We start from the raw sequence: 24645 nt of genomic DNA, 5'->3' as shown, positions 1-24645 counted from the left end.
AAAATGACGGCGATCCGAAAAGTTGGCCGATCCCCAACAGGATCGCGCCGGAAACGAGCAACGCCATCCCGCGCGCTACGCATCCCGCGATACCCCATTTGGCAACGAAGGACTTTGCGAAGCGGGTTGTCGTGACCATGACCAGCGCGACAGTCGCGAAGGCCAAGCTAAATCCGATCTCGGAATAGCCGGCTTGGCCTATGAGAACACGGGGGGCTGTCGAGAAGAAAACGAAGAATGTGCCCATGCCGGCACTAAATCCGACCGTGTAAACCCAAAAGGCCGGACTCGCGAAGATCGGCAAAACAGATCGTTGCGTTCTGGCCTGATCCAACGGTCGGGTTTCATGCCACCTGAAACTGGCGTTTAAGAGTGCGAGCGAAGCCAGTGCAGCCAGTGTGATGAAGATCGCCTGCCATCCCCAAAACTCGCCGATCAGCGCACCGGCTATAGGGCCGAGCGCAGGCACGAACGCCAGCATCGAACTGAAAAGGCCGTAGATGACGGCACCTTCGGGACGATTGGCATATACGTCGCGCACGGTCGCGAAGGTGGCCACCAGCATGGCCGATGCTCCAACAGCCTGAACCAGACGAAACGCAACAAAGGCTAATGCAGTTGAAGAACAAGCCGCTCCCAGAGACGCAGCAACGAAAGCCGTTGCGCCTACAAGCAGGATCGGCCGTCGCCCGACGCGATCGGAGAGTGGCCCAAAGATCACTTGGCCCACACCGAGCATCACCATGTAGAGGCTCAACGTGAGTTGGATTATGGATGGAGTCGTGTTCAGGACGCCCGGCATCGCCGGAACGACTGGAAGATAAATATCCATCGCCAGCGAGGCGAGGATGTCGAAGGGAGCCATAAGCAGCAAGGCTGCCGGCAGCGTATAGGCCCACGCGGGGCGTGTGGTGGTCATGACGAATCAACCGCTCGATTAAGGATACCGGGCAGCGTCTGCTCGTCAGCAATCAGATGGGATTGGTCTTACAGAGCGCCGCAACAACAATTCTGATGTTGCGGCTTACTTGTCTGCTGACTTGGAATTTCCCATGCTGATGGCTCCACGATTACGAAATTGAATAGCAGCTCTTATCGAATTAGTTGTTGCGTTGCAATGCGGTATCGTTGGCTCCTATAGCCCCAACCCCCGCTGCCGCCCTAACTGCCACGACACCGAACCGCCCTGCATGATACCCGCGACCTCGCGGCCGAGCTGGCGGTCGATGATCGGCCGCCACGGGACAAGGGTGAACTCGTGGCTCTTTTCCACGATGGCGAACTTGCCGCTCGTTAGCTGGACAGTCCCGGTGAACTTGCCGCTGACACTCTCACCATCCTTGGCGGCGCGGAACGGCAGCGCCTTGCCCTCGGCCATCTCCGCACCGGCGCGCGCAACTTCCCGCTCGCGCAGGGTGGCGAGAAGATTGCGCCGGTAGAAGATTCGGCCGTCCCTGTTGCGCGTGGCGTCGCGCTGTTCGATATGATGCTCGCGGCGCTGGTCCATGGCTTCGCGGACCTGTTGCCCGAAGCCGGTCGGCGCAAGGTCGGCCGTTTCGCCATGGACCAATCGCCGGTCCAGCCATGTCGCGCAGTCCGAACGTATCTGCCTTTGCAGATCAACCGGGGAAAGCACGCGAACGCTGGCCTGCCGGTCGCGGCCGGTATCGTAATCAGCCGCGCGGCTGACCAGATCATCTGGGATGCGCCATTGGTCGGCGTCGATGCGCTCGACGATGCCGGCCCGGCGCAGCGCCTCCAGCCGCCGGACATGGGCATCGATATAGCCCTCATCGTCGCCGCCGGGAACGCGGCCCTCGAATTTCGCCTGCTCCAGATGGCGGCTCGGCCGATAGATGCCGTCCTCGGCGATGGCGGTGATGGTGCGGTCGGACGGCCGGGGTGCCACCTCGGCCGGGCCGATCTGGATGACGCTGCCAATGCGGGCGTCCTCCAGCCGCTCGGGCGTGATGCCGGCGATGTGGTGCGTCCTACCGTCGATCCCGTCCACCACGATTGTCAGGTTCTCGCCCAACTCGTCGGACAGGTGCTTGTCCACGACGCGGCCGACGATAGGCGTCTCGGGCGCTCCGTCATGGATTTGGAAGCTCATGGGATCGCGTTCGCCTGCCTGCGGGCCGAGCGCCTTCTGCATGGTGCGGATAATGTCGCCACGCTCGCCTAGCTCGCGCAGGGCCGGTTCCATGTCCTTGCTCAATTCCCAAACGGCGGGCGCGTGCTCGGTCGCCAGCCCCATCTTCTCCAGCTTGGTAAGGCGGCGCAGGCGCAAGGTGCGCTCGAACTGCCGCCTCGGCTCTGCCAGTTCATGGCGCAGGTCGAGGAAACGGGCATCGGCTTCCTCGACCATGGCGCGGTCGATCCGGGTGAAACGGTCTTGGTCGATCTCGGCGGATAGCTTGCGGGCCTGCTCGATCTCGGTCACGGGGCCGAGTTCGAGACTGGCAAGCTCGCTGGCGCGTTCGCGCAGGCCGGCGGAAAGGTAGTCGCCGTTGATGACTAGATCCCCGCCCATATCGTCGCGGCCGTTGACGACGATATGCACATGGGGATGGCCGGTGTTGTAGTGATTGACGGCAACCCAATCGAGTTTGGTGCCAAGGTCAGCTTCCACCTGTTTCATGAAATCGCGGGTGTAGGCCGTGAGGTCCGACAGCTCCGCCCCCTCCTCGGGCGAGACGATGAATCTGAATTGGTGGCGGTCGTCCTTGCCGCGATCAAGGAAGGCGTCGCCATCGGCGCGGTCCTCGGTCGCCGAATAGAGCCGGCCCCGCTCGCCGTCGCGTGAGGTTCCGTCACGCTGGACATAGCGCAGATGTGCACGGGCACGGCCGCCCTTCAATGCGGCCCTGACGCTGCGCTGCTTGACGATGACGCGGCGGCTGCCCGGCTGGCGATGATGCCAGTTGCCCGAGATATTGCGGGCACGCACGAAGCTCGCGCCCCGGCCGCGCTTCACGCCCTTGCCGCTGGCGACCACGGCACGGGACCGGCCCGACGATGACGGGCGGGCGGATGACGGCATGGAAGGGTCGCGGGAGGCTGCCGCCTGATGCTGCCGGGTGATCTTCCTGACCTGCGTGAAAAAGCTCTTGGTCTTGCCAGCCTTCGGCGTGTCGGATCGGATGCGGCCGGGCTTCGGTCGGAAGCGGTTTTCGTCGTCGGCGCTCAAGGGCGCGACTCCAGCCCAAACCGCCGGAAAACCGCCGATCTGCGCCTATGGTGCCGCTTGAAACCCTGCAAAGCCAAGGCTTTGCGCAAAATCGCGGCACGCGGCCCCTCAAAACCATGGTGCCGGAACCGGCCACCTAACCAGTGTGCAGACAACAACAATTTCCAGAAGCGGCCCGACATGGTGCCGTCTTCTTTAATCTTGCCCTCCGCCCTTTCTGTCTTTTCTGCCCCTCCTGCCGGGAATCCTGCCGGGCGCAAACCTGCCCGACCAGATGCCGAAACCAGCGCCGCCGAGCGCGGGAACGCCGCCCTCATGGGGTTCTCCCATCGCTGGCGCTCGCCACGAAAATGCTGCCGTCCTGCGGCTCCGCACGGGCGCGGCCGTCGCCTGTTTGCACCTCGGACGGCGGCGCGGCGGCAGCTCGCGTGTCGTCCGGGCGCATGACGAATAGCGGTGCCTCGCGCCAGTCGGGCGGCGGTGCCGGTGGTTGCAACGGCGCATCCGATGGAGCCGCGCCGCCAAGGATCGGGGCGAGCGCGGCGACATAGGCGCGTGTCTCGGCGGGAAGCGGGCGGCCCGTCGTGCGGTGCTCGTCATAGCGGCCGGGGCCGGCGTTATAGGCCGCAAGCATCGCGCCGACATTGCCGTAGCGGTCAAACATCTCGCGCAGATAGGCCGTGCCTGCGAGGATGTTGTCGCGCGGGTCGTAGGGATCGCGGCCGAGGCCATGGCGGACGCGCAGGCCCGCCCATGTGTCGGGCATCACCTGCATCAATCCCATCGCTCCGGCCGACGATATGGCGCGCACATCGCCCGCGCTTTCGGCGCGCAGCACGGCACGAATCCAGTGCTCGGGGATGCCGAACCGCTGCGACGCCTCGACGATGTGCGCCGCATACGGATGGGCGGCGGCCGGGCGCTCGACCGATGCGGATTGCGCGACGGCGACGCCCGGTCCTATGCAGACGGAAAGCGCCCCCGCCAGCAGCAGGACGACATAATGCCATGCCGGCCTGTCTCCGCTTCGCCGCCAGCCTGCCAGCGTGCTCGCTGCGGTCAAGGGCAAGGCGCAAGCGCCGGCCGGGGGCCGCCCCTGACCTTCGCTGCGCGCGCCGGCCGTCTGGTCGCCGAGCGGGACGAAGGGATGAGACGGCTTTTCCGCGAACAAAGGGATGCCGATCTTTGACCGGATTGCGGGCCGAACGCGCGCGGCTGTCATTCCTCATCCTCGATCTTCCGGGCGTGCTTCCAACGCAGGGTCCAGACCGAAGGATCGTCGTTGGACTGGAACAGTTTGGCGCGGATCGGGGACGGGAAGATTGGCCCCTCCAATCGCATCGACACGAACTCGCCAGCGTTCTCGCTGGAGTCTTTCCATGCGGGGCCGGCGTCCGGGCCGTCCTCGCTGCCGAGGCGCACGCGATAGTCGGGTGCGTTCTTCACGTCGCTCGGCTTGGCCGGGACGATGAATAGCTGTTCTCTGAGGCCGAACGAATGAAGCTCCCCCGCATAGCCGGCTTCGGTGCGGGTGAAGGTGCCTATCTCTGCCATGGGAAATCTCCTGTGGTTGGTTTTCGGGGGGGGTGGTTTCAGTGCGTCGGCGCGCGCCACTCGTAGCGGCCGACGCCTTCCTCATCGGTCCAGAGCGGAACCGCTCGGCCGATGGCGGAAGCTGCGGGTATGGGTCCGAAATAACGGCCGTCGAGGCTGTCGCGGACTTCCCAATTCATGAGGAAAAGCTGGTCGCCGCCGATGACGCGGCAGCCCTGCCAGACGGGCAGATCGCGGCCGAGGCTGTCGCGCTCCAGCGCCTCGCCCATCTCGATCCCGTCAACCGTGATCGTGCGGCCGGCGCGGCAAACCCGCTGTCCGGGCAGGCCCAAGACGCGCTTCAAGAGCGGGACGCCTCGCGCGATATAGCCGCGCTCGACCATGAAGGCGGCGAGCGGTTCGGGCGGCATGATGGCGACCAGCTCGGGCACGTCGATCCGGTCTGCCGGCTCGACGGTGTAGAACCCGACTGGCGCGCTGGCGGTGGCGTTCCATATGAGTTTCGTCGGCGTCTCGACCGCGCTTGCGGCGGCGATGCCGAGCACCACCAGCGCCGTGATCGTAAGGGTGCGGCGGCGCGTCATGGGTCGATCCTTCGGCGATGAAGCCACGCGGCATGTCGCTCGGGCGTGTAGGCGTTCGCCTCCAGATTGGCGGTCAAACGGTTGTGGACGTGCCGCCAATGCTCCGGCGAAGCGTCGGCCGGATCGAGGCCGAGCGATTCCACGGCGTCGATAGCGGCAAGCGCGCGCTGCACCTTTGGCCAACCGTCGAGGCGCAACAGGATTTCGCCGCCGGGGCGCACGAACGGCAATGTCTGGAACGGCTCGCCGCGCCCGATGGCCCGCACAATGTCGATGCGGGAAACGACCGTGCCATGGTCGCCTTTCGCCCAACGGACGAAGGCAAAGACGCTGCCCGGCGCGAAGCCGACGACGCTGCGGCGGCGGTCGATGATCTGCTCGTAGCTCTTGCGGCCGAAGCGTATCCAGTGCTCGACCTTGCGTTTCTCGAAGGTCAGTTCGACCAATGTTGTGAAGGGCGCGAGGCCATCCGGCAGAGGACGGCCGTGCGCGCTGCGGTGGGCGCGACGGGTCATTGTTCGTCTCCGGTGATATGCTGGGGGCTGCGCGGGCGCAGCGCGTCGAGCGCGGCCGTCATGGCTCGCCCCTTCGGGCAGAACCGGCACCACGCTTCCCGTGCGCGCGCGTCAAAGAAAAAGAGTTAGATTCTCTGTTAGATAAGTTAGCGGTCGGATTCCGCTTTTCAGGCCAAAGCGTTAGCTGCGGTTCGTGCGCCTGATCTGCCGATAGTCGTGCGCCTGATGTGCCGATACCCCGTGCGCCTGATCTGCCGATGGCATTAACAGGGTTATCAACAGTGCCTGTTGACAGGTTTCCGGGGCGGATGCGCAGCAGCTCGCGGCCGTCTTCCCGCTCGATCTGGAGCAGGTAGCCGGGGAGCTGCTGGCGGGCCGCGATCCGGCGCAGGTCTAGCGCGAAGTCGGACGGCCGCGCGAGGCTGCCGGATTTCTGGTGAAGGTGCGCGACCTCAAAAACCCAGCCGTGGCGCTGGTGCCCGGCGTGCTTTCGGGCAACGCGGTAAAGCCATCGCTCGATGCCGCCAGTCAGCCGGAAATAGGCCGGGTCGATGGTCAGGACCAGCGAGCGGTCAATGACGCTGTTGTAGAACCATTCGGGCAGGACGAACTCCATACCCTCGACGCGGCCGGCGTGCGTCGTCATTTCCTCCCACTCGTTGATCCACGAGAATTGCCGGCGACGCCAATGCGGGCCGTTGCGGATGGTGGTGGCAATGACGGTCGATTGCAGCCGCGCCAGCGCGGCTTTCAGAAGCCGGTATTGGTGATTGCCGGTCGGCCGCCCAATGGCGCGCAGCAGATGGTAAGGCGTAAACCGGACAAAGCGCGACGTGGTGAGGCCGTTGTTCTCGGCCGCGACGATCTGCGAGGCCGCCCATATCAGCACATCGGCGTCCCATATGGTCGCCATCCCGTGCTCGGGCATCCCGAACACCTGCACCTCTATGTCGGCGGCCTTGTAGAGAATCGGCTTGGTGCGCGGGGTCTTCGCCAGCGAGAAGAACGGCCGTTCCATCAAGTCGCGCTGGTCGCGCGGCGGCGCGTCGCCCGTTGCGACCACGAAGGGGTCTAGGCGGCTGCGCTCGCTGTCCTCGGTCGGCTGCGCGGGGTCGTGATCGTCCTCGCGCAGCATCTAGCAGTCGCCCCGTTCTTCGGGCGTAAGCGGACGCGCAGGAAAGACGGTGCCGGCGGTTTTGTCGCGGGTGGATTTGCGCTCACCCGCCGCGCTCCAGTCTTCCAGATCGCGGACGGTGTAGAGGACGCGCCCGCCGACCTTGCGATAGGTCGGCCCGGTGCCATAGGTGCGATGCTTCTCAAGGGTGCGGATGGATATGCCGAGGAAGCGGGCGGCTTCCTTGGTGCGCAGCAGGCGCGGCGGCAGGCCCGCAAGCGGGTTGGGCATGGATCACCTCCAGTCGGGATTGGGCTGCCAGCGGCGGCAGCGGACTGTGGCGAACCATGGCGAGGGATCGGCGGCGCGTAGCGTGCCGCATTTGCGCCTATGCGCTGGCGGCACCCCCTCTCGGGGCGGTGCGCGGCCAATAGATGAGGGATTTCAGCGGCTCGTTGCCTGTCGCGCTGAATAGGCGAAGACATTCGCAAGCAGTTCGTCTAAGAATGTGAGTGGAGCAGACGCGCTGCTCTGGGGCGTCGAAACCCCTCACGAATGGCTGGTGCTGGCCAGAACGGCACCAACTCCTTGACCTATGGTCGGGGAGCCTGTGGCGTATACAACAGGCTTTCCGAGCTAAAGGCCATGGGGCCGTTTCGTGACGGTTTCGAACTCCCCGATCACCAAGAGTCAGAGAGAATCGTTTGCGGGGGCGCACCGCAGACAAAGCTCTCCCGGATACGGGGAATGACCATGCGGGTTCCCGTCGAACTCGATCCCGATGTGGATGACGAAGCACCAGCCGGCGACGCCATAACCGCCTATGACGAACGCCACTACGTCACCTATCTGCGTCTTCTCGATGCGAAGGCCGAGGGCGCAGACTGGAAGGAAGTCGCCCGGATCGTGCTGCACCGCGATCCGGCAGCCGAGGAACTTCGGACCTATCGTTGCTGGCAAAGTCATCTCGAACGCGCGCAATGGCTATCGCGTGAAGGCTATCGCAAGATTCTGGAGCAGGCGGCAGCCAACAAGGCGTGAGGACAACACTCGCACGATCAACGCTTGCCGGGCTTGATCGGGTAATGAAGCAGCAAGCGATAGCCGCCGCGCATCATCTTGATACCGTGCGCGACCAGGCGGCGGGCCTTGTTCTTGCGCGGATCGTTCTCAAAGTCTTCCTTGGTGCCGCGAAAGCCGAGCAGGACTTCGGCGATGGTGCGATAGCTCTCTCCGCGCAGCCGGGCGTCGAGCGTGCGCAGGGACAGGATATGCCATTGACGTAGCTGCGTGGGAACGGCCCGGAAGTCGGGACCGGGCGCTCGGCCGTTGAGGGACCGCCAGAATCGACGGACAGCGTGAGCGCGCAGCTCCAGAAAGGAATCCATCGGCAGGGTGACGGCATAGTAGGCGGCGGCATCCGGCATCGCCTCTGGAAGCCAGAACTGATGTGCAACGCCATCCACCTGCCAGAGGCCATGCCAGCCATCGGCAGCGGGGCGCAGGTCTAGGCCGTCTAGGTGCGCCAGCGTCAATATTGGCTCGGTGTCGCCGTCCTTGTGATCTACAGGCGACAACATCACAGCTTGCGGTTGAAGGCGCGGGCTCCAGATCGGCGTTTGACAATCATGCGGCGCGTCTGGATCGCAGGGGAAATCGCAATCCCCAGCGATGCGCGAACTCTTCAAGGTCGCGGCCGGCCGATTGTCCATTAAATGCGATGGTCTGGAAGTCGTGACGATAATCGTCATTCCGGCGTAGGTATTCCCAAGCGAAACCAGCGGCAGGGATGTGCTTTGTGTGCCCGTATGCCGCCGGAGATCGCCAATCAATGCTGAGCATGGCGTCACCTCCCCAAGCCGGGATGCTGGGCAGCGCCCGGCAAAAAGAGGTTCAAGGATCACTGGAAATATAGAACCCACTCAAAGCAGATACCTTGAGCGGCTAACTCGATCATTTTTGGTATTCTTGGCTTGGCGACAGCCGGTAACTCCGGGACGCCTGCCCCTATCAGCACGGATGGGTAGCCTTGTTCTCATCTGCTGGAAAACACATGCACCTCACCGTGCGCAGTTTCGATGGTGAACAGGTCGCCGCCCATCTCAGCGTCGCGCGCCATCGCCTGCCAATCGACATAGTAGAGTAGCGCCTCGGGGATCGTGACGCTCTCGGTGGTCAATTCCTCCATGTAGTCGGCGAGGCTGGCGAACTGACCATGATAGCAATCCTGCAAGGCGGTTTCGGCTTGTTCCATGTCGCCGCTGAACTGCTCCAGCAGGCCCGCGCCAAGTGCGCCATGTTCTGCGATGAAAGCGCCCATGCGTGCTACGGTGTCGATGCCCGCATATTCGCTGATCGCGACACCCTCGAAGCCCTCATAATCATGGATGGCATATTCCTCCGCGTGCTCGATGGGGGACCGTGCGAGCATGGTCGCGATCTCGTCCCTGATTTCGTCCACGTCCTGATCCGCGTCGATCCACGCTCCATGCAAATAGCCGTTATTATAGGCGGCAAGGCAGGCAACATAGATGCGAGGATTGCTGTCGGCTGCGCTGGTCATGTCTCTGTTCCTTCGGGTTTGGGGTTCAGAGCAGCGAAGCGCCGCTCCTGACCCCTTGCCCGTCGGCGAGACCGGGGTAGTAAGGTGCCAGACAACCCTTTGGCACCGTGGAATAAATGGAGGGGACCCGCTTGCGGGGAGCGGGCCGTTTATGCCGCGAAAGGCCGGAGAGTTTTCTTGCGCCGCGCGAGGGCAGCGCCCTTAGAAATAGCTATCAGATGGGACGCGGCGAAAGCCGCGCCGGCCCGCAGGCGAACGCGCTCACAGATTGCGTGGTAGAGAGCTAGACGGCCGCTAGACGAATTCACGGTGTTTGCTGGCGGTAAGCATATCCTCAGGGCTGGTTTTTGTGTATCCGCCGGATACACTGCGAACTATGAAAAAAGACGCCGGTATGCGAATCAGGATCGAGCGCGAGCTGCGGGATGAATTCCTTGCAGCCTGTCAGGTTCTGGATCGGCCTGCCGCGCAGGTCATACGGGAGTTCATGCGCGATTTTGTCCGTAGGAACAGCGCGTCGTCGGACGCGCAACCCGCAACGAAACCGAACGTGACGACGCGCTGATGGAACACGCGCGAAAGCCAGTTCCGGCGCAGCAGGTGAATGCCCGAACAGGGGCTTGGGGGAAGACATGGCCGAACAGACGCTGCAATCGCTTTTGCAGACCTACCGTGATGCAGCGCGTACCGAGCGGGAAAAGGGAACGTATTTCGAGCGTTTCGCCATCGCCTACCTCACCCATGATCCGATCCAGCTTGAACAGTATGAGCAGGTCCAGACCTTCAAGGATTGGGCCGACGCTAACGGCTGGGATGCCCGCGACACCGGGATCGACCTTGTAGCCAAGCTTCGCGACGAAGACGGTTTCGCCGCGATCCAGTGCAAATTCTATGATGCCGCCTACCGCATCAGGAAAGAGGACATCGACAGCTTCATATCGGCATCGGGCAAGGCCCCGTTCAAGCGGCGCGTCATCATTGACAGCACCGAAAAGGCTTGGAGCGAAAACGCCGAAACCATGATCCGTGGGCAGGCCATCCCCGTCCTTCGGATCAACCTTTCCGAAATGCAGGAAAGTCCTATCCGTTGGGAAACCTTCGCCGCCAAGGGCGAAGTGGTGCTGGCCGACAAAAAGAAACTCCGCGAACACCAGCAGGACGCCTTGCGTGAGGTGCGCACCGGACTGGCCGAAGCCGATCGCGGTAAGCTCATCATGGCCTGCGGAACAGGCAAGACCTTCACTAGTCTCAAGATCGCCGAAGACCTTGCAGGGGAAGGAAAGCTTGTCCTGTTCCTTGTGCCGTCCCTTGCCCTGATGTCGCAGACGGTACGCGAATGGACGGCGGACACCGAAACCCCGTTGCGATCCTTTGCGGTATGTTCCGATACGCAGGTCGGCAAGCGTCGTCAGAGCAAGGATGACATTGCCGAAATCGACGTGCTGGACCTCGCATTCCCTGCCACGACCAACGCCGCCAAGCTTTCCGAAAGCGCGGGCGAGGCCGTGCCGGACAAGATGACCGTGGTGTTTGCGACCTACCAATCCATTCAGGTTGTCGCGGACGCACAGCAGAAGCACGGCCTGCCGGAATTCGACCTCATCGTTTGCGACGAGGCGCACCGCACCACGGGCGCAACTCTGGCGGGCGAGGACGAATCCAATTTCGTCAAAGTCCATTCCAACGACATTATTCGTGGCAAGAAGCGCCTCTATATGACGGCCACGCCGCGCATCTTCGGCGACAACGTGAAGAGCCGTGCCGATGAAGCGGACGCTGTTCTGGCTTCGATGGATGACGAGAAGCTGTTCGGAAAGACGCTCTTCTATCGCGGCTTCTCATGGGCGGTGCAGAACAACCTTCTGACCGACTACAAGGTTGTCGTGCTAGCGATGGATGAAGGACTTGTCAGTTCAGCGATCCAGAAGCGTCTTGGTGACGGCAGCTCCGAGCTTGTCCTTGATGACGCGACCAAGATCATCGGCTGCTACAAAGCTCTGACCAAAGCCGACATGAAAGCCGACCTTGCCACCGATCCACATCCCATGCGCCGCGCCTTGGCATTCTGCAAAGATATCCGCAGTTCCAAGCTGATCCGCGACGAGTTCAGCACGGTTGTTGATGAATATCTCGACTATACCGACGAAGACGACGCTGAAAACAGGTTGTCGTTGCGGTGCGAGATCGAACACGTTGACGGCACGTTCAATGCCAAGTCCCGTGGGGCGTTGCTTGATTGGTTGAAAGCCAATGCCGGTGACGATATCTGCCGTATCTTGACCAATGCGCGCTGCCTATCGGAAGGCGTGGACGTTCCCGCGCTCGACGCGATCATGTTTCTGCATCCGCGTAAGAGCCAGATCGATGTCGTGCAATCGGTCGGGCGCGTGATGCGCCGCGCCGAAGGCAAGAAGATGGGTTACGTGATCCTGCCCGTCGGCGTCCCCGCAGGCGTTCCACCGGAACAGGCATTGAACGACAACGAGAAGTATCGCGTTGTCTGGCAAATCCTCAACGCCTTGCGCGCCCATGACGATCGTTTCGATGCGACCATCAATAAGGCATCGCTGGGGCAGGATGTCAGCAATGCGATCGAGATCATCGGCGTCACCCGGAATGCCGAGTTGCAGGCCGTCACTGCCGTTGTTGAAGACCTGCCGACGCGCTCGAAACCCGAGCGGTCGGGTATCGGCACACCGGGGCGCGATCCGATCGTCACCGGCGAGGTGCAGGGCGAGCTTGCCTTCTCCGTTGACGAATTCTCGCGCGCTATCATGGCGAAGATCGTCAAGAAGTGCGGCACCCGTGATTATTGGGAAGATTGGGCGACCAACATCGCCGAAATCGCCAAGAACCATATCAGCCGCCTAAAAGGCATCCTTGCCGATCCGGATACCGAAGCCTGCCGTGCCTTCGACGAATTCCACGGCGAGCTGAAAGATGACCTGAATGACAGCATCACCGAAGATGATGCCGTCGAAATGCTCGCGCAGCACATCATCACCCGTCCGGTGTTCGAGGTGCTGTTTGAAGGCCATCAGTTCACCAGCGAGAACCCCGTCTCCCGCGCCATGCAGAGAGCACTGGACGTGCTGGACGAAGCCAATCTCGACAAGGAATCAAAAGATCTCGAAAAGTTCTATGCCAGTGTGCGGATGCGTGCATCAGGCATCACCGATCCGCAGGCCAAGCAGCGGCTTGTTGTCGAGCTTTACGAGAAGTTTTTTGCCAAAGCCTTCAAACGTACGACGGACAAGCTTGGCATCGTTTATACGCCGGTCGAAATCGTGGACTTCATCATCCATTCGGTGAACGAGGTTTTGCAGCAGGAATTTGGGCAGACGCTTGGTTCCGAAGGCGTCCACATCATCGACCCGTTCACGGGAACCGGCACTTTCATCACGCGGCTTTTGCAATCAGGCCTGATTGCCCCGGAGGAAATGGAACACAAGTTCCGGCATGAAATCCATGCCAACGAGATTGTTCTACTGGCGTACTATATCGCCGCCATCAACATCGAAGCCGTCTATCACGGCATCATGGGCGGTGATTATGTGCCATTTGAGGGTATTTGCCTCACCGACACCTTCCAGATGTACGAGAGCGACGACCTAGTATCGCGGTACATGCCGGACAACTCGGAACGACGGAAGCGGCAGAAGGCGTCCGATATTCGGGTAATCGTGGGTAATCCGCCGTATTCGATTGGTCAGGACAGCGAGAACGACAATGCTGCAAACATTGTCTATCCGAAGCTGGATGAGAGGATTCGCGAAACCTACGCGCATAGATCAAAGCGAAAACTGTCGCGTGCACTCTACGATAGCTATGTTAGAGCCTTTCGTTGGGCAAGCGATCGCATCGGTAATAGCGGTGTGCTGGCGTTCGTAAGCAGCGCGGGTTGGGTGGAAACCTCAACAGCAGATGGGATGCGCGAATGCCTGGCGGAAGACTTCAGTGATCTATACATCTTCCATCTACGGGGCAATCAGCGCACTTCTGGCGAGCTTTCTCGCAAGGAAGGGGGAAAGATTTTCGGCTCAGGCAGCCGAGCGCCGATTGCGATTTCGGTTCTCGTCAAGAATCCTGATGCAGCTGAGAAAGGGCACATTCATTTTCACGACATTGGCGACTATCTCGACCAGAAACAAAAGCTCGGGATCATCAGAGATTTCCATTCTATCAGTGGCATCTCCAAGATCGATGGATGGAGGGGCATCACGCCAGACAAGAACAATGACTGGCTAGACCAGACGGATGAGGCCTTTGAAACATTTCTTCCTATTGCTAGCAAAGATGAAGCCATTGGGCCGCAGGTTTTTAGCCTGCACTCTCTTGGCGTTGTTACTGCAAGGGATGCATGGGCGCTGAATTCTTCGCCCACGAAACTCCGCGATAACATGCAGAGGATGATCTCGGTTTATAATGAAGAGCGAGAACGCTTCGCGGCACTCAGCAAAACCTTCCCCAACGCCAAGGCAAGAAACGACTATGTCGATAGTTTTGTAACAGATGAAACAAAGCGCATCAGTTGGAGCCGCGCCCTAAAAGCATCCGTCGGCAAGCAGACCAAGATCAAATTTGATCCGAGCAAAATTCGTCGGTCCACTTACCGACCCTTCACGGCGCAATGGCTCTATTTTGACCGACAACTCAATGAAGTTGTCTATCAGATGCCGCGCGTATACCCGAACGAAGGTGTCGAAAACTTGTGCATTTGCGTGCCCGCAAGATGTAGCCCCGGTTTGTTTTCGGGGTTCATGGTGTCTGCGATACCTGACCTAAATCTTGCGCCAAACATGGGCGGCTATCAGTGCTTCCCCCTGTACCTCTACGAAGAAACCCAACCCGATGATGGCCTCTTCGCCGCATCGAGCGATCAGGACGGCGGCCTCACTCGCCGTGATGCGATCACCGATGAGGGCCTTGCCCATTTCCAAGCCGCCTATCCGGGGGAAGATATCAGTAAGGAAGACCTGTTCTATTACATCTACGGCCTGCTTCACTCACCCGATTATCGCGCGAGGTTCGCCAACAACCTCGCCAAGCAGCTCCCCCGCATCCCGGCGGTGAAAACCTTTGCTGACTTCCGCGCCTTCCGCGACGCTGGCCGCACCCTTGGCGATCTCCATGTCGGTTACGAACGCGTGGAGCCGTATCCAGTCACTTTCAAACAGGGAGACTTGCGGCTTGCTAACATCCCTGATCCAGAAGCGTTCTACCGCGTCACGAAGATGAAGTTCGGCGGTAGTGGGAAATCTAAGGATAAATCCGTCGTCATCTACAATGCCAACATCACCATGCAGGACATCCCGCTTGAGGCATATGAATATGTCGTCAACAGTAAGCCTGCCCTTGAATGGGTGATGGAGCGCCAATGCGTCAAGACAGATAAGGACAGCGGCATCGTCAACGACGCCAACCGCTATGCTATCGAAACGGTTGGCAATCCGGCCTATCCGCTGGAACTGTTTCAGCGTGTCATCACCGTCAGCTTGGAGACGATGAAAATCGTCCGCAGTCTTCCGGCGTTGGATATCGGCGAATGAGTATCTTTGTCATGTTGGGATCAATTCAAATGTAAGCAGCCGCAACTGGCTGCGTCGGGAGGGGCGCGGGGATGGTACAATCGAAATCAAGAAGGGATGGCGTGCTTGCCATCCTGCCGATCCATTTTGATTTACCGGCCCATGCCATACCCCTCAATACGTTTGTGCGCACCGCCGAACAGACGGAAGCCATCATCGCCTCTTTGAACAGAGAGTTGTTTGATGGAAAGCTGAAATACGAAATTCTGGTGCTTCCGCCGCAGGAAGGCTCCTTTAAAAGCAAGATCGGCGTCTATTTGTTCGGCGGATGGCTTGCCGTTTGGACGTTTACAGAAAGCGACATCGGTCAGGCTTTCATCCGTGGTCTGACATTGCAGGAGCCGGCACATTGGGCCGAGCAGGCCGGTTCGGCGATCAGGGAACAGATCGTTTCTGATGAGGATGACGAAGCCATCGAGGAAGCGGACGAAGAGCCAGAAGACGACGAAGCGAAATGCCTTGCCGCCGCTGAATTCCTTGTCGGAACAACAAAATCCTTTCTTCAAACAGATGTCGCCGAACTGGAATCGGTCGGGATAACCACGACGCGCTTCCGCGATGGATTCGCCGCACGGAACGAGTTTTACGAAGCTTGCGCCGCCACACCTGATATCCGTGCAGTTGGGTTCGAGGACGAGCCTGTTTTCCCGATCGACCGAAGCGACTTTGCACGCCTACAGGTTGTTCTCCCGCCGCTGAAAGACGAGAACGACGAGCCGTGGCAAACGGCCATTGTTGACCTCAAGGTCACGTCCCCGAATTGGGAAAGGGAAGATCGTCAGCGTGCTTGGAAGGCGAAGGACGCCAAGGGCCGCGAGCGGCTTTTCCGGATTGAAGATGAGCAGTTCTGGGGATTGGTAAAAGCCGAACGCCTCAACATCCACATCATGGACACGATCAAGGTGCAGTGGGCATTTCAGGGAAAAGTCAACTCACCCAAAAATATCAGGGTTTTGCGCGTTCTGGAGTTCAATAGCGATGCCTTATCGGAGCCGCTAGACGATAATGCTCTGTCTGCGGTTTTGGGTGCATTTAGCGAAATCGACACAGACCAGGGCGACCTTTTCGCGGGCAGAGGGGGTAGCGATGAGTAGTCGACATCTCCGCACGATCGTGAAGGGAGTCGGTCAGATCGAGATCGATGATCTCTATATCGGGCTCGACAAGTATGGCTGCCACTATGTCATTCCCGTTCAAGCCAAAGACGGAAAAGACCAGATCGGCGCTGTGCAAACAGGCCAGGATATTGCTTTCGGCGCTGAGAAGTTCCCAGACATGCGCTGCCGCCCTGTCGCTGCGCAGTTTATGAACGAGGGAGTCATTGCCCTTTTCGAGCTGACGCTCGACGACGGGCAAGTGAAGGGCGTGGAGGAGCGACACTACTGCTTGGTACCGGCAGATGAACTCGATAGAAAAGCAATTAGGGAGTACCGATAGACGATATGTGTGGAGGGGGCATGTCTGTTTGGGAAAAGCGTCGGAGCGATTGGGTACAGCAGCCAGAGGATCAACGAACGCCTTACGATGTGGATTACGCCCGCATTGTGCATTCCGGTTCTTTCCGACGCTTGCAGGGGAAGACGCAAGTCCTCAATCTCGGCGATAGCGACTTCTACCGAACGCGCCTGACGCATTCGTTAGAGGTAGCGCAGATTGCGAACAGTATCGTTCGTCAACTTTCGGCGCATACGGATCATCCCGTCCATCCTCATTTGCCGTCTACAAGTCTTATTCAGGCGGTTGGGTTCGCGCACGATCTAGGTCACCCGCCATTCGGCCATGGCGGCGAAGTCGCACTCAATTATTGCATGCGGGGTCATGGCGGATTCGAAGGAAACGGGCACACGCTTCGAATTCTTGCTCGTCTGGAGAATTTTTCGAAGTCGCATGGGACGGACGTTACACGTCGCACCCTTCTGGGTGTGCTTAAGTACCCTGCGAGCTACGATGAGGCAGCGAATCCGCTTCTCGTGCCGACGATGGCCAAGGAGCCTCAGTCGATCAGATTGATTGAGCGAAAATCGTCGAAGCCGCCCAAATGCTATCTGAACAGCGAGCGCGATGTGGTCGACTGGATACTCAGCCCGCTCGATCCGGCCGAACGAAAGCAGTTCATTTCTGTAAACCCCGTCGAGAAGAAGCACTCGAAGACGATGTTCAAGTCTTTCGATTGCAGCATCATGGATGTCGCGGACGACATCGCTTACGGCGTTCACGATCTGGAAGATGCAATCGCTATGGGTCTGATAACGGAGCGCGATTTCCGTTCCTCGGTGCCTGAGGAGAAGTGCGCCTCGTTTATCGAGATGCTAAAGCGGCGAAAACCCGATGGAAACCACAACAGTCTCTACGATTCGATCGTGTCGTCGCTATTCGGCAGCGGCAAAGAGCGCAAACACTACATCGGCAGGCTGGTGCATCACTTCATCACCGGCGTAGGGATCATACAGAACGTGGATTTCTTCGAGCCGCTCATCCGCTATAATGCGGTGCTAGCCGGGGGCGAGCGAGAATTTCTCGACGCTCTTCAAGATCTAATCGTGACGAAAGTGATCAAGAGCGCAGAAGTGCAGCACCTTGAGGTCAAGGGGCAAAAGATGGTGGTGTCCGTTTTCGAAGCGCTCGCTTGCGATCCCGAAGCGATGCTCCCTGCGGATGCCTTTGCGGCTTATAAGGCGACCGGAAACGACCTCCGGTCGATCTGCGACTACGTCGCCGGAATGACAGACGGCTTCCTCCTAAAAACATATGATCGTCTATTCAGCCCGCGCATGGGGTCCGTATTCGATAAAATATAAGCGAGTTCAGATAGCGCCTCGCCACGCGCCTATGGAGCAAAATACTCCATTGTGCTCCGATCTTTCGCAACGCGATATGATTACCGCTATTCTAGCGGCGGAGAGAGGATTTTTGGCGAGCGTCATTTGTTTATTACTCTGGGGTTGGGGGGCAGAAAATGCAGATTTCTAGGGTGGTCGTGCGCAACTATCGCGCGCTTGAGAATGTTGATGTAAGTGTCTGTGAGGACCTGTGTTGTGTTATTGGGGAAAACAACACCGGCAAGAGCGCCCTGCTCAGAGCGATACAAATTTGCCTCGATGTGTCTCTGCCGTCCAGCTACCGGGCGCTGATACGAGAGGATATTCATACGTCAGTTGACGTATCGCGCCCGAGCCGGCTCTGTTGCAAAAATCGTGAAGCTTGAGCATGCTTGGCGGAGATTGGACGGACGGAACGATGACGGATTTCAAGTGGCGCCATTTCCAGGGTGATGTGATCCTGTGGGCGGTGCGCTGGTATTGTCGCTATCCGATCAGCTATCGCGACCTTGAGGAAATGCTGGCGGAACGCGGCATTTCGGTCGACCATACGACGATCTATCGCTGGGTCCAGTGCTACGCCCCGGAGATGGAGAAGCGGCTGCGCTGGTTCTGGCGGCGTGGCTTTGATCCGAGCTGGCGCCTGGATGAAACCTACGTCAAGGTGCGGGGCAAGTGGACCTACCTGTACCGGGCAGTCGACAAGCGGGGCGACACGATCGATTTCTACCTGTCGCCGACCCGCAGCGCCAAGGCAGCGAAGCGGTTCCTGGGCAAGGCCCTGCGAGGCCTGAAGCACTGGGAAAAGCCTGCCACGCTCAATACCGACAAAGCGCCGAGCTATGGTGCAGCGATCACCGAATTGAAGCGCGAAGGAAAGCTGGACCGGGAGACGGCCCACCGGCAGGTGAAGTATCTCAATAACGTGATCGAGGCCGATCACGGAAAGCTCAAGATACTGATCAAGCCGGTGCGCGGTTTCAAATCGATCCCCACGGCCTATGCCACGATCAAGGGATTCGAAGTCATGCGAGCCCTGCGCAAAGGACAGGCTCGCCCCTGGTGCCTGCAGCCCGGCATCAGGGGCGAGGTGCGCCTTGTGGAGAGAGCTTTTGGCATTGGGCCCTCGGCGCTGACGGAGGCCATGGGCATGCTCAACCACCATTTCGCAGCAGCCGCCTGATCGGCGCAGAGCGACAGCCTACCTCTGACTGCCGCCAATCTTTGCAACAGAGCCGTCGCAAGTATTCTATTTCATGCAACTAAAACACGCGACAAAAAACGCCAGGGAAAGGGCAGGGTGGTGTCGTTTTCAGAAGACGGCTGCACTGAACGTCAGAAGCCGACTGCACTATAGCAGCGGAGGGGTTGGATCCATCAGGCAACGACGGGCTGCTGCCGGCCATCAGCGGACGCAGGGAGGACTTTCCGCAACCGGCCGTTCGATGCGGCACCGATGGCCTTCGCGCAGGGGTAGTGAATCCGCCAGGATTGACTTGCGCTGCCCTACCTCTCACTAGTGAGGGGCGGCAGCGCATCAAGCGGTGAGCGCACTCCGGCACCGCCAACTTTCAGCACATGCGTGTAAATCATCGTCGTAGAGACGTCGGAATGGCCGAGCAGATCCTGCACGGTTCGAATGTCGTAACCGCTGCGGAGCAAGGCCGTCGCGAACGAGTGGCGGAGGGTGTGCGGTGTGGCGGGCTTCGTGATGCCTGCTTGTTCTACGGCACGTTTGAAGGCGCGCTGAAAGGTCTGGTCATACATGTGATGGCGACGCACGACACCGCTCCGTGGATCGGTCGAATGCGTGTGCTGCGCAAAAACCCAGAACCACGGCCAGGAATGCCCGGCGCGCGGATACTTCCGCTCAAGGGCGTCGGGAAGCGCAACGCCGCTGCGGCCCTCGGCCTGGTCCTTCAGCCACCATGCCCGTGCACGCGACAGCTGCTCGCGCAGGCTGGGTGCCAAGCTCTCGGGTAACATCAAGGCCCGATCCTTGGAGCCCTTGCCCTCCCGCACGATGATCGTGCCGTGATCGAAATCCAGATCCTTGACCCGCAGTTGCAAACCCTCACTGATCCGCATGCCCGTTCCATACAGAAGCTGGGCGAACAAACGATGCTCGCCTTCCAGAAAACCGAGGATGCGAACCACTTCATCCGGGGTCAGCACCACCGGCAAGCGCCGCGACGGCCGAGGTCTTCCGATCTCCTGAAGCCAGGGCAGATCCGTGCACAGCACCTTGCCGTAGAAGAACAGCAAGGCCGCCAATGCCTGACGATGCGTGGAGACCGAAACCTTGCGCTCGTTCGCCAGCCAGGACAGAAATGCCTCGACTTCGCTGCTGCCCAAGGTTGCCGGGTGACGCACACCGTGGAAACGGATGAAGGCACGAACCCAGTGGACATAAGCCTGTTCGGTTCGTAAGCTGTAATGCAAGTAGCGTATGCGCTCACGCAACTGGTCCAGAACCTTGACCGAACGCAGCGGTGGTAACGGCGCAGTGGCGGTTTTCATGGCTTGTTATGACTGTTTTTTTGTACAGTCTATGCCTCGGGCATCCAAGCAGCAAGCGCGTTACGCCGTGGGTCGATGTTTGATGTTATGGAGCAGCAACGATGTTACGCAGCAGGGCAGTCGCCCTAAAACAAAGTTAAACATCATGAGGGAAGCGGTGATCGCCGAAGTATCGACTCAACTATCAGAGGTAGTTGGCGTCATCGAGCGCCATCTCGAACCGACGTTGCTGGCCGTACATTTGTACGGCTCCGCAGTGGATGGCGGCCTGAAGCCACACAGTGATATTGATTTGCTGGTTACGGTGACCGTAAGGCTTGATGAAACAACGCGGCGAGCTTTGATCAACGACCTTTTGGAAACTTCGGCTTCCCCTGGAGAGAGCGAGATTCTCCGCGCTGTAGAAGTCACCATTGTTGTGCACGACGACATCATTCCGTGGCGTTATCCAGCTAAGCGCGAACTGCAATTTGGAGAATGGCAGCGCAATGACATTCTTGCAGGTATCTTCGAGCCAGCCACGATCGACATTGATCTGGCTATCTTGCTGACAAAAGCAAGAGAACATAGCGTTGCCTTGGTAGGTCCAGCGGCGGAGGAACTCTTTGATCCGGTTCCTGAACAGGATCTATTTGAGGCGCTAAATGAAACCTTAACGCTATGGAACTCGCCGCCCGACTGGGCTGGCGATGAGCGAAATGTAGTGCTTACGTTGTCCCGCATTTGGTACAGCGCAGTAACCGGCAAAATCGCGCCGAAGGATGTCGCTGCCGACTGGGCAATGGAGCGCCTGCCGGCCCAGTATCAGCCCGTCATACTTGAAGCTAGACAGGCTTATCTTGGACAAGAAGAAGATCGCTTGGCCTCCCGCGCAGATCAGTTGGAAGAATTTGTTCACTACGTGAAAGGCGAGATCACCAAGGTAGTCGGCAAATAATGTCTAACAATTCGTTCAAGCCGACGCCGCTTCGCGGCGCGGCTTAACTCAAGCGTTAGATGCACTAAGCACATAATTGCTCACAGCCAAACTATCAGGTCAAGTCTGCTTTTATTATTTTTAAGCGTGCATAATAAGCCCTACACAAATTGGGAGATATATCATGAAAGGCTGGCTTTTTCTTGTTATCGCAATAGTTGGCGAAGTAATCGCAACATCCGCATTAAAATCTAGCGAGGGCTTTACTAAGCTTGCCCCTTCCGCCGTTGTCATAATCGGTTATGGCATCGCATTTTATTTTCTTTCTCTGGTTCTGAAATCCATCCCTGTCGGTGTTGCTTATGCAGTCTGGTCGGGACTCGGCGTCGTCATAATTACAGCCATTGCCTGGTTGCTTCATGGGCAAAAGCTTGATGCGTGGGGCTTTGTAGGTATGGGGCTCATAATTGCTGCCTTTTTGCTCGCCCGATCCCCATCGTGGAAGTCGCTGCGGAGGCCGACGCCATGGTGACGGTGTTCGGCATTCTGAATCTCACCGAGGACTCCTTCTTCGATGAGAGCCGGCGGCTAGACCCCGCCGGCGCTGTCACCGCGGCGATCGAAATGCTGCGAGTCGGATCAGACGTCGTGGATGTCGGACCGGCCGCCAGCCATCCGGACGCGAGGCCTGTATCGCCGGCCGATGAGATCAGACGTATTGCGCCGCTCTTAGACGCCCTGTCCGATCAGATGCACCGTGTTTCAATCGACAGCTTCCAACCGGAAACCCAGCGCTATGCGCTCAAGCGCGGCGTGGGCTACCTGAACGATATCCAAGGATTTCCTGACCCTGCGCTCTATCCCGATATTGCTGAGGCGGACTGCAGGCTGGTGGTTATGCACTCAGCGCAGCGGGATGGCATCGCCACCCGCACCGGTCACCTTCGACCCGAAGACGCGCTCGACGAGATTGTGCGGTTCTTCGAGGCGCGGGTTTCCGCCTTGCGACGGAGCGGGGTCGCTGCCGACCGGCTCATCCTCGATCCGGGGATGGGATTTTTCTTGAGCCCCGCACCGGAAACATCGCTGCACGTGCTGTCGAACCTTCAAAAGCTGAAGTCGGCGTTGGGGCTTCCGCTATTGGTCTCGGTGTCGCGGAAATCCTTCTTGGGCGCCACCGTTGGCCTTCCTGTAAAGGATCTGGGTCCAGCGAGCCTTGCGGCGGAACTTCACGCGATCGGCAATGGCGCTGACTACGTCCGCACCCACGCGCCTGGAGATCTGCGAAGCGCAATCACCTTCTCGGAAACCCTCGCGAAATTTCGCAGTCGCGACGCCAGAGACCGAGGGTTAGATCATGCCTAGCATTCACCTTCCGGCCGCCCGCTAGCGGACCCTGGTCAGGTTCCGCGAAGGTGGGCGCAGACATGCTGGGCTCGTCAGGATCAAACTGCACTATGAGGCGGCGGTTCATACCGCGCCAGGGGAGCGAATGGACAGCGAGGAGCCTCCGAACGTTCGGGTCGCCTGCTCGGGTGATATCGACGAGGTTGTGCGGCTGATGCACGACGCTGCGGCGTGGATGTCCGCCAAGGGAACGCCCGCCTGGGACGTCGCGCGGATCGACCGGACATTCGCGGAGACCTTCGTCCTGAGATCCGAGCTCCTAGTCGCGAGTTGCAGCGACGGCATCGTCGGCTGTTGCACCTTGTCGGCCGAGGATCCCGAGTTCTGGCCCGACGCCCTCAAGGGGGAGGCCGCATATCTGCACAAGCTCGCGGTGCGACGGACACATGCGGGCCGGGGTGTCAGCTCCGCGCTGATCGAGGCTTGCCGCCATGCCGCGCGAACGCAGGGGTGCGCCAAGCTGCGGCTCGACTGCCACCCGAACCTGCGTGGCCTATACGAGCGGCTCGGATTCACCCACGTCGACACTTTCAATCCCGGCTGGGATCCAACCTTCATCGCAGAACGCCTAGAACTCGAAATCTAACGTCCGTTCGGGCATCGAGGTCCATGTCGGGGTGGGACGGGCCCGTGGCTTCAAGATCACTTGCAGTCCGACCGCGATGTCTTGGTTGCGCGAGAGGTTGTCGATATCCTCCACTTCCATCATCAACCCTGGATAATGCCGCCGCCGTCATCGCCGCCGACGCCCGTGCCGGGCTTTTCGGGCCTGTCAGGCTTGCTCGGCCTTCAGCCTGCCTGGGCGAGATCTCCGGCGGACGGATTAACGGCGGAGCTTCGCCGCCTTTCGTGCGTGTGAAGGCCGAAGATAGTTCTCTCAAAAACATCCGTTTATGAGAGATACCAAATGTCATTTTCAGAAGACGACTGCACCAGTTGATTGGGCGTAATGGCTGTTGTGCAGCCAGCTCCTGACAGTTCAATATCAGAAGTGATCTGCACCAATCTCGACTATGCTCAATACTCGTGTGGGCTCTGTTGCAAAAATCGTGAAGCTTGAGCATGCTTGGCGGAGATTGGACGGACGGAACGATGACGGATTTCAAGTGGCGCCATTTCCAGGGTGATGTGATCCTGTGGGCGGTGCGCTGGTATTGTCGCTATCCGATCAGCTATCGCGACCTTGAGGAAATGCTGGCGGAACGCGGCATTTCGGTCGACCATACGACGATCTATCGCTGGGTCCAGTGCTACGCCCCGGAGATGGAGAAGCGGCTGCGCTGGTTCTGGCGGCGTGGCTTTGATCCGAGCTGGCGCCTGGATGAAACCTACGTCAAGGTGCGGGGCAAGTGGACCTACCTGTACCGGGCAGTCGACAAGCGGGGCGACACGATCGATTTCTACCTGTCGCCGACCCGCAGCGCCAAGGCAGCGAAGCGGTTCCTGGGCAAGGCCCTGCGAGGCCTGAAGCACTGGGAAAAGCCTGCCACGCTCAATACCGACAAAGCGCCGAGCTATGGTGCAGCGATCACCGAATTGAAGCGCGAAGGAAAGCTGGACCGGGAGACGGCCCACCGGCAGGTGAAGTATCTCAATAACGTGATCGAGGCCGATCACGGAAAGCTCAAGATACTGATCAAGCCGGTGCGCGGTTTCAAATCGATCCCCACGGCCTATGCCACGATCAAGGGATTCGAAGTCATGCGAGCCCTGCGCAAAGGACAGGCTCGCCCCTGGTGCCTGCAGCCCGGCATCAGGGGCGAGGTGCGCCTTGTGGAGAGAGCTTTTGGCATTGGGCCCTCGGCGCTGACGGAGGCCATGGGCATGCTCAACCACCATTTCGCAGCAGCCGCCTGATCGGCGCAGAGCGACAGC

The 24645-nt window shown here is 59.6% G+C and carries 24 protein-coding genes and 1 pseudogene; 12 read left to right on the top strand and 13 right to left on the bottom strand.

The genetic code is table 11. The features are described from left to right. The 9 genes and pseudogenes from cml to QPR87_RS05185 all read right to left on the bottom strand — a co-directional run. Positions 1-919 (bottom strand): CmlA/FloR family chloramphenicol efflux MFS transporter (gene cml, locus QPR87_RS05220; RefSeq protein ID WP_285048679.1); only part of this gene is annotated, 919 nt, incomplete at its 3' end. Positions 920-1135: 216 nt separating this feature from the next. Then, complete coding sequence (locus tag QPR87_RS05215) at positions 1136-2368, bottom strand: DUF3363 domain-containing protein (RefSeq protein WP_268905781.1); 1233 nt, start codon at positions 2366-2368, stop codon at positions 1136-1138. A gap of 174 nt (positions 2369-2542) precedes the next feature. Then, positions 2543-3043, bottom strand: a pseudogene (locus QPR87_RS23730) (relaxase/mobilization nuclease domain-containing protein); the annotation flags it as partial. 460 nt (positions 3044-3503) lie between these two features. Continuing rightward, positions 3504-4412, bottom strand: a complete 909-nt coding sequence (locus tag QPR87_RS05210; protein WP_100650079.1) for a lytic transglycosylase domain-containing protein — start codon at positions 4410-4412, stop codon at positions 3504-3506. Continuing rightward, positions 4409-4744 (bottom strand): DUF736 domain-containing protein, encoded by a 336-nt coding sequence (locus QPR87_RS05205; RefSeq protein WP_100650080.1) that lies wholly within the window; start codon positions 4742-4744, stop codon positions 4409-4411. The genes QPR87_RS05210 and QPR87_RS05205 overlap by 4 nt, the downstream gene beginning before the upstream one ends. A gap of 38 nt (positions 4745-4782) precedes the next feature. Beyond that, entirely contained in the window at positions 4783-5328 is a 546-nt protein-coding gene (locus QPR87_RS05200) for a S26 family signal peptidase (RefSeq protein WP_100650081.1), read from the bottom strand. Further along, positions 5325-5843: a DUF2840 domain-containing protein gene (locus tag QPR87_RS05195; protein WP_100650082.1), complete on the bottom strand. Its 519-nt coding sequence runs from the start codon at positions 5841-5843 to the stop codon at positions 5325-5327. Before QPR87_RS05195 ends, QPR87_RS05200 begins: the two co-directional genes overlap by 4 nt. A 58-nt stretch (positions 5844-5901) precedes the next feature. Next, on the bottom strand, positions 5902-6978 hold the full coding sequence (locus tag QPR87_RS05190; protein WP_100650083.1) for a replication initiator protein A: 1077 nt from the start codon (positions 6976-6978) through the stop codon (positions 5902-5904). Next, positions 6979-7248: a helix-turn-helix transcriptional regulator gene (locus tag QPR87_RS05185; RefSeq protein ID WP_018426335.1), complete on the bottom strand. Its 270-nt coding sequence runs from the start codon at positions 7246-7248 to the stop codon at positions 6979-6981. Positions 7249-7704: 456 nt separating this feature from the next. On the opposite strand from QPR87_RS05185, the gene QPR87_RS05180 reads away from it, so the two are divergent. Next, positions 7705-7998: a DNA -binding domain-containing protein gene (locus QPR87_RS05180; protein WP_502921598.1), complete on the top strand. Its 294-nt coding sequence runs from the start codon at positions 7705-7707 to the stop codon at positions 7996-7998. 17 nt (positions 7999-8015) lie between these two features. On the opposite strand, the gene QPR87_RS05175 is transcribed toward QPR87_RS05180, so the two are convergent. The 3 genes from QPR87_RS05175 to QPR87_RS05170 form a co-directional block, all read right to left on the bottom strand. After that, positions 8016-8669, bottom strand: a complete 654-nt coding sequence (locus QPR87_RS05175) for a DUF2285 domain-containing protein (RefSeq protein ID WP_350310444.1) — start codon at positions 8667-8669, stop codon at positions 8016-8018. Next, positions 8584-8799, bottom strand: a complete 216-nt coding sequence (locus tag QPR87_RS23605; RefSeq protein ID WP_100650085.1) for a transcriptional regulator domain-containing protein — start codon at positions 8797-8799, stop codon at positions 8584-8586. Before QPR87_RS23605 ends, QPR87_RS05175 begins: the two co-directional genes overlap by 86 nt. Before the next feature lie 193 nt (positions 8800-8992). After that, positions 8993-9520, bottom strand: coding sequence for an antirestriction protein ArdA (locus tag QPR87_RS05170; RefSeq protein WP_100650086.1), 528 nt, complete (start codon positions 9518-9520; stop codon positions 8993-8995). A gap of 632 nt (positions 9521-10152) precedes the next feature. Between QPR87_RS05170 and QPR87_RS05165 the strand changes: the two genes are divergently transcribed. The 6 genes from QPR87_RS05165 to QPR87_RS05145 all read left to right on the top strand — a co-directional run bounded on the left by QPR87_RS05165 (position 10153) and on the right by QPR87_RS05145 (position 19110). Next, positions 10153-15069 carry a DEAD/DEAH box helicase gene (locus tag QPR87_RS05165; RefSeq protein ID WP_100650089.1) on the top strand — a complete coding sequence of 1639 codons (4917 nt, stop codon included), beginning with the start codon at positions 10153-10155 and terminating at the stop codon, positions 15067-15069. Between the two features lie 101 nt (positions 15070-15170). After that, complete coding sequence (locus tag QPR87_RS05160) at positions 15171-16202, top strand: hypothetical protein (protein ID WP_285048677.1); 1032 nt, start codon at positions 15171-15173, stop codon at positions 16200-16202. Beyond that, a complete protein-coding gene (locus QPR87_RS05155) occupies positions 16195-16545 on the top strand; it encodes a hypothetical protein (protein WP_100650091.1) in 351 nt (116 codons plus the stop codon). The genes QPR87_RS05160 and QPR87_RS05155 overlap by 8 nt, the downstream gene beginning before the upstream one ends. A gap of 20 nt (positions 16546-16565) precedes the next feature. Then, on the top strand, positions 16566-17906 hold the full coding sequence (locus QPR87_RS05150) for an anti-phage deoxyguanosine triphosphatase (RefSeq protein WP_100650092.1): 1341 nt from the start codon (positions 16566-16568) through the stop codon (positions 17904-17906). Between the two features lie 158 nt (positions 17907-18064). Next, positions 18065-18313 carry an AAA family ATPase gene (locus QPR87_RS23600; RefSeq protein ID WP_350310443.1) on the top strand — a complete coding sequence of 83 codons (249 nt, stop codon included), beginning with the start codon at positions 18065-18067 and terminating at the stop codon, positions 18311-18313. A 32-nt stretch (positions 18314-18345) separates the two neighbouring features. Further along, the gene (locus QPR87_RS05145; RefSeq protein WP_001389365.1) at positions 18346-19110 is read left to right on the top strand and encodes an IS6-like element IS6100 family transposase; all 765 of its coding nucleotides are present in this window, start codon (positions 18346-18348) and stop codon (positions 19108-19110) included. A 323-nt stretch (positions 19111-19433) separates the two neighbouring features. Here QPR87_RS05145 and intI1 read toward each other — a convergent pair whose 3' ends face one another. Next, the gene (intI1, locus tag QPR87_RS05140; RefSeq protein ID WP_000845048.1) at positions 19434-20447 is read right to left on the bottom strand and encodes a class 1 integron integrase IntI1; all 1014 of its coding nucleotides are present in this window, start codon (positions 20445-20447) and stop codon (positions 19434-19436) included. A 145-nt stretch (positions 20448-20592) separates the two neighbouring features. Here intI1 and aadA1 point away from each other — a divergent pair, with 145 nt between their 5' ends. From aadA1 to QPR87_RS05110, 5 genes are all read left to right on the top strand, one after another. Beyond that, positions 20593-21384: an ANT(3'')-Ia family aminoglycoside nucleotidyltransferase AadA1 gene (aadA1, locus tag QPR87_RS05135; RefSeq protein WP_001206316.1), complete on the top strand. Its 792-nt coding sequence runs from the start codon at positions 20593-20595 to the stop codon at positions 21382-21384. Positions 21385-21547: 163 nt separating this feature from the next. Beyond that, positions 21548-21895 (top strand): quaternary ammonium compound efflux SMR transporter QacE delta 1, encoded by a 348-nt coding sequence (locus QPR87_RS05130; RefSeq protein WP_000679427.1) that lies wholly within the window; start codon positions 21548-21550, stop codon positions 21893-21895. After that, positions 21889-22728 carry a sulfonamide-resistant dihydropteroate synthase Sul1 gene (gene sul1 / locus QPR87_RS05125; RefSeq protein ID WP_000259031.1) on the top strand — a complete coding sequence of 280 codons (840 nt, stop codon included), beginning with the start codon at positions 21889-21891 and terminating at the stop codon, positions 22726-22728. Before QPR87_RS05130 ends, sul1 begins: the two co-directional genes overlap by 7 nt. Before the next feature lie 127 nt (positions 22729-22855). After that, positions 22856-23356 (top strand): GNAT family N-acetyltransferase, encoded by a 501-nt coding sequence (locus QPR87_RS05120; protein WP_000376623.1) that lies wholly within the window; start codon positions 22856-22858, stop codon positions 23354-23356. A gap of 506 nt (positions 23357-23862) precedes the next feature. Further along, complete coding sequence (locus QPR87_RS05110) at positions 23863-24627, top strand: IS6-like element IS6100 family transposase (RefSeq protein WP_001389365.1); 765 nt, start codon at positions 23863-23865, stop codon at positions 24625-24627. Positions 24628-24645: the final 18 nt, after the last annotated feature.

This window comes from Paracoccus sp. SSJ, assembly GCF_030234105.1.
Lineage (GTDB): Bacteria > Pseudomonadota > Alphaproteobacteria > Rhodobacterales > Rhodobacteraceae > Paracoccus > Paracoccus denitrificans.
Note: the sequence above shows the minus strand (reverse complement) of the source record. Positions and strands in the feature narration are given on the sequence as shown.

Excerpts from the sequence above, each read along its gene's own strand:
- QPR87_RS05110 (WP_001389365.1), top strand. The coding sequence starts at position 23,863 with ATGACGGATTTCAAGTGGCGCCATTTCCAGGGTGATGTGATCCTGTGG.
- QPR87_RS05205 (WP_100650080.1), bottom strand. The coding sequence starts at position 4,744 with ATGGCAGAGATAGGCACCTTCACCCGCACCGAAGCCGGCTATGCGGGG.
- QPR87_RS05180 (WP_502921598.1), top strand. The coding sequence starts at position 7,705 with ATGACCATGCGGGTTCCCGTCGAACTCGATCCCGATGTGGATGACGAA.
- QPR87_RS05175 (WP_350310444.1), bottom strand. The coding sequence starts at position 8,669 with ATGGACAATCGGCCGGCCGCGACCTTGAAGAGTTCGCGCATCGCTGGG.
- sul1 (WP_000259031.1), top strand. The coding sequence starts at position 21,889 with ATGGTGACGGTGTTCGGCATTCTGAATCTCACCGAGGACTCCTTCTTC.
- QPR87_RS05155 (WP_100650091.1), top strand. The coding sequence starts at position 16,195 with ATGAGTAGTCGACATCTCCGCACGATCGTGAAGGGAGTCGGTCAGATC.
- intI1 (WP_000845048.1), bottom strand. The coding sequence starts at position 20,447 with ATGAAAACCGCCACTGCGCCGTTACCACCGCTGCGTTCGGTCAAGGTT.
- QPR87_RS05215 (WP_268905781.1), bottom strand. The coding sequence starts at position 2,368 with ATGGTCGAGGAAGCCGATGCCCGTTTCCTCGACCTGCGCCATGAACTG.
- QPR87_RS05195 (WP_100650082.1), bottom strand. The coding sequence starts at position 5,843 with ATGACCCGTCGCGCCCACCGCAGCGCGCACGGCCGTCCTCTGCCGGAT.
- QPR87_RS23600 (WP_350310443.1), top strand. The coding sequence starts at position 18,065 with ATGCAGATTTCTAGGGTGGTCGTGCGCAACTATCGCGCGCTTGAGAAT.
- QPR87_RS05200 (WP_100650081.1), bottom strand. The coding sequence starts at position 5,328 with ATGACGCGCCGCCGCACCCTTACGATCACGGCGCTGGTGGTGCTCGGC.
- QPR87_RS05145 (WP_001389365.1), top strand. The coding sequence starts at position 18,346 with ATGACGGATTTCAAGTGGCGCCATTTCCAGGGTGATGTGATCCTGTGG.
- QPR87_RS05150 (WP_100650092.1), top strand. The coding sequence starts at position 16,566 with ATGTCTGTTTGGGAAAAGCGTCGGAGCGATTGGGTACAGCAGCCAGAG.
- QPR87_RS05130 (WP_000679427.1), top strand. The coding sequence starts at position 21,548 with ATGAAAGGCTGGCTTTTTCTTGTTATCGCAATAGTTGGCGAAGTAATC.
- QPR87_RS05210 (WP_100650079.1), bottom strand. The coding sequence starts at position 4,412 with ATGACAGCCGCGCGCGTTCGGCCCGCAATCCGGTCAAAGATCGGCATC.
- QPR87_RS05120 (WP_000376623.1), top strand. The coding sequence starts at position 22,856 with ATGGACAGCGAGGAGCCTCCGAACGTTCGGGTCGCCTGCTCGGGTGAT.
- QPR87_RS05170 (WP_100650086.1), bottom strand. The coding sequence starts at position 9,520 with ATGACCAGCGCAGCCGACAGCAATCCTCGCATCTATGTTGCCTGCCTT.
- aadA1 (WP_001206316.1), top strand. The coding sequence starts at position 20,593 with ATGAGGGAAGCGGTGATCGCCGAAGTATCGACTCAACTATCAGAGGTA.
- QPR87_RS23605 (WP_100650085.1), bottom strand. The coding sequence starts at position 8,799 with ATGCTCAGCATTGATTGGCGATCTCCGGCGGCATACGGGCACACAAAG.
- QPR87_RS05190 (WP_100650083.1), bottom strand. The coding sequence starts at position 6,978 with ATGCTGCGCGAGGACGATCACGACCCCGCGCAGCCGACCGAGGACAGC.
- QPR87_RS05165 (WP_100650089.1), top strand. The coding sequence starts at position 10,153 with ATGGCCGAACAGACGCTGCAATCGCTTTTGCAGACCTACCGTGATGCA.
- QPR87_RS05185 (WP_018426335.1), bottom strand. The coding sequence starts at position 7,248 with ATGCCCAACCCGCTTGCGGGCCTGCCGCCGCGCCTGCTGCGCACCAAG.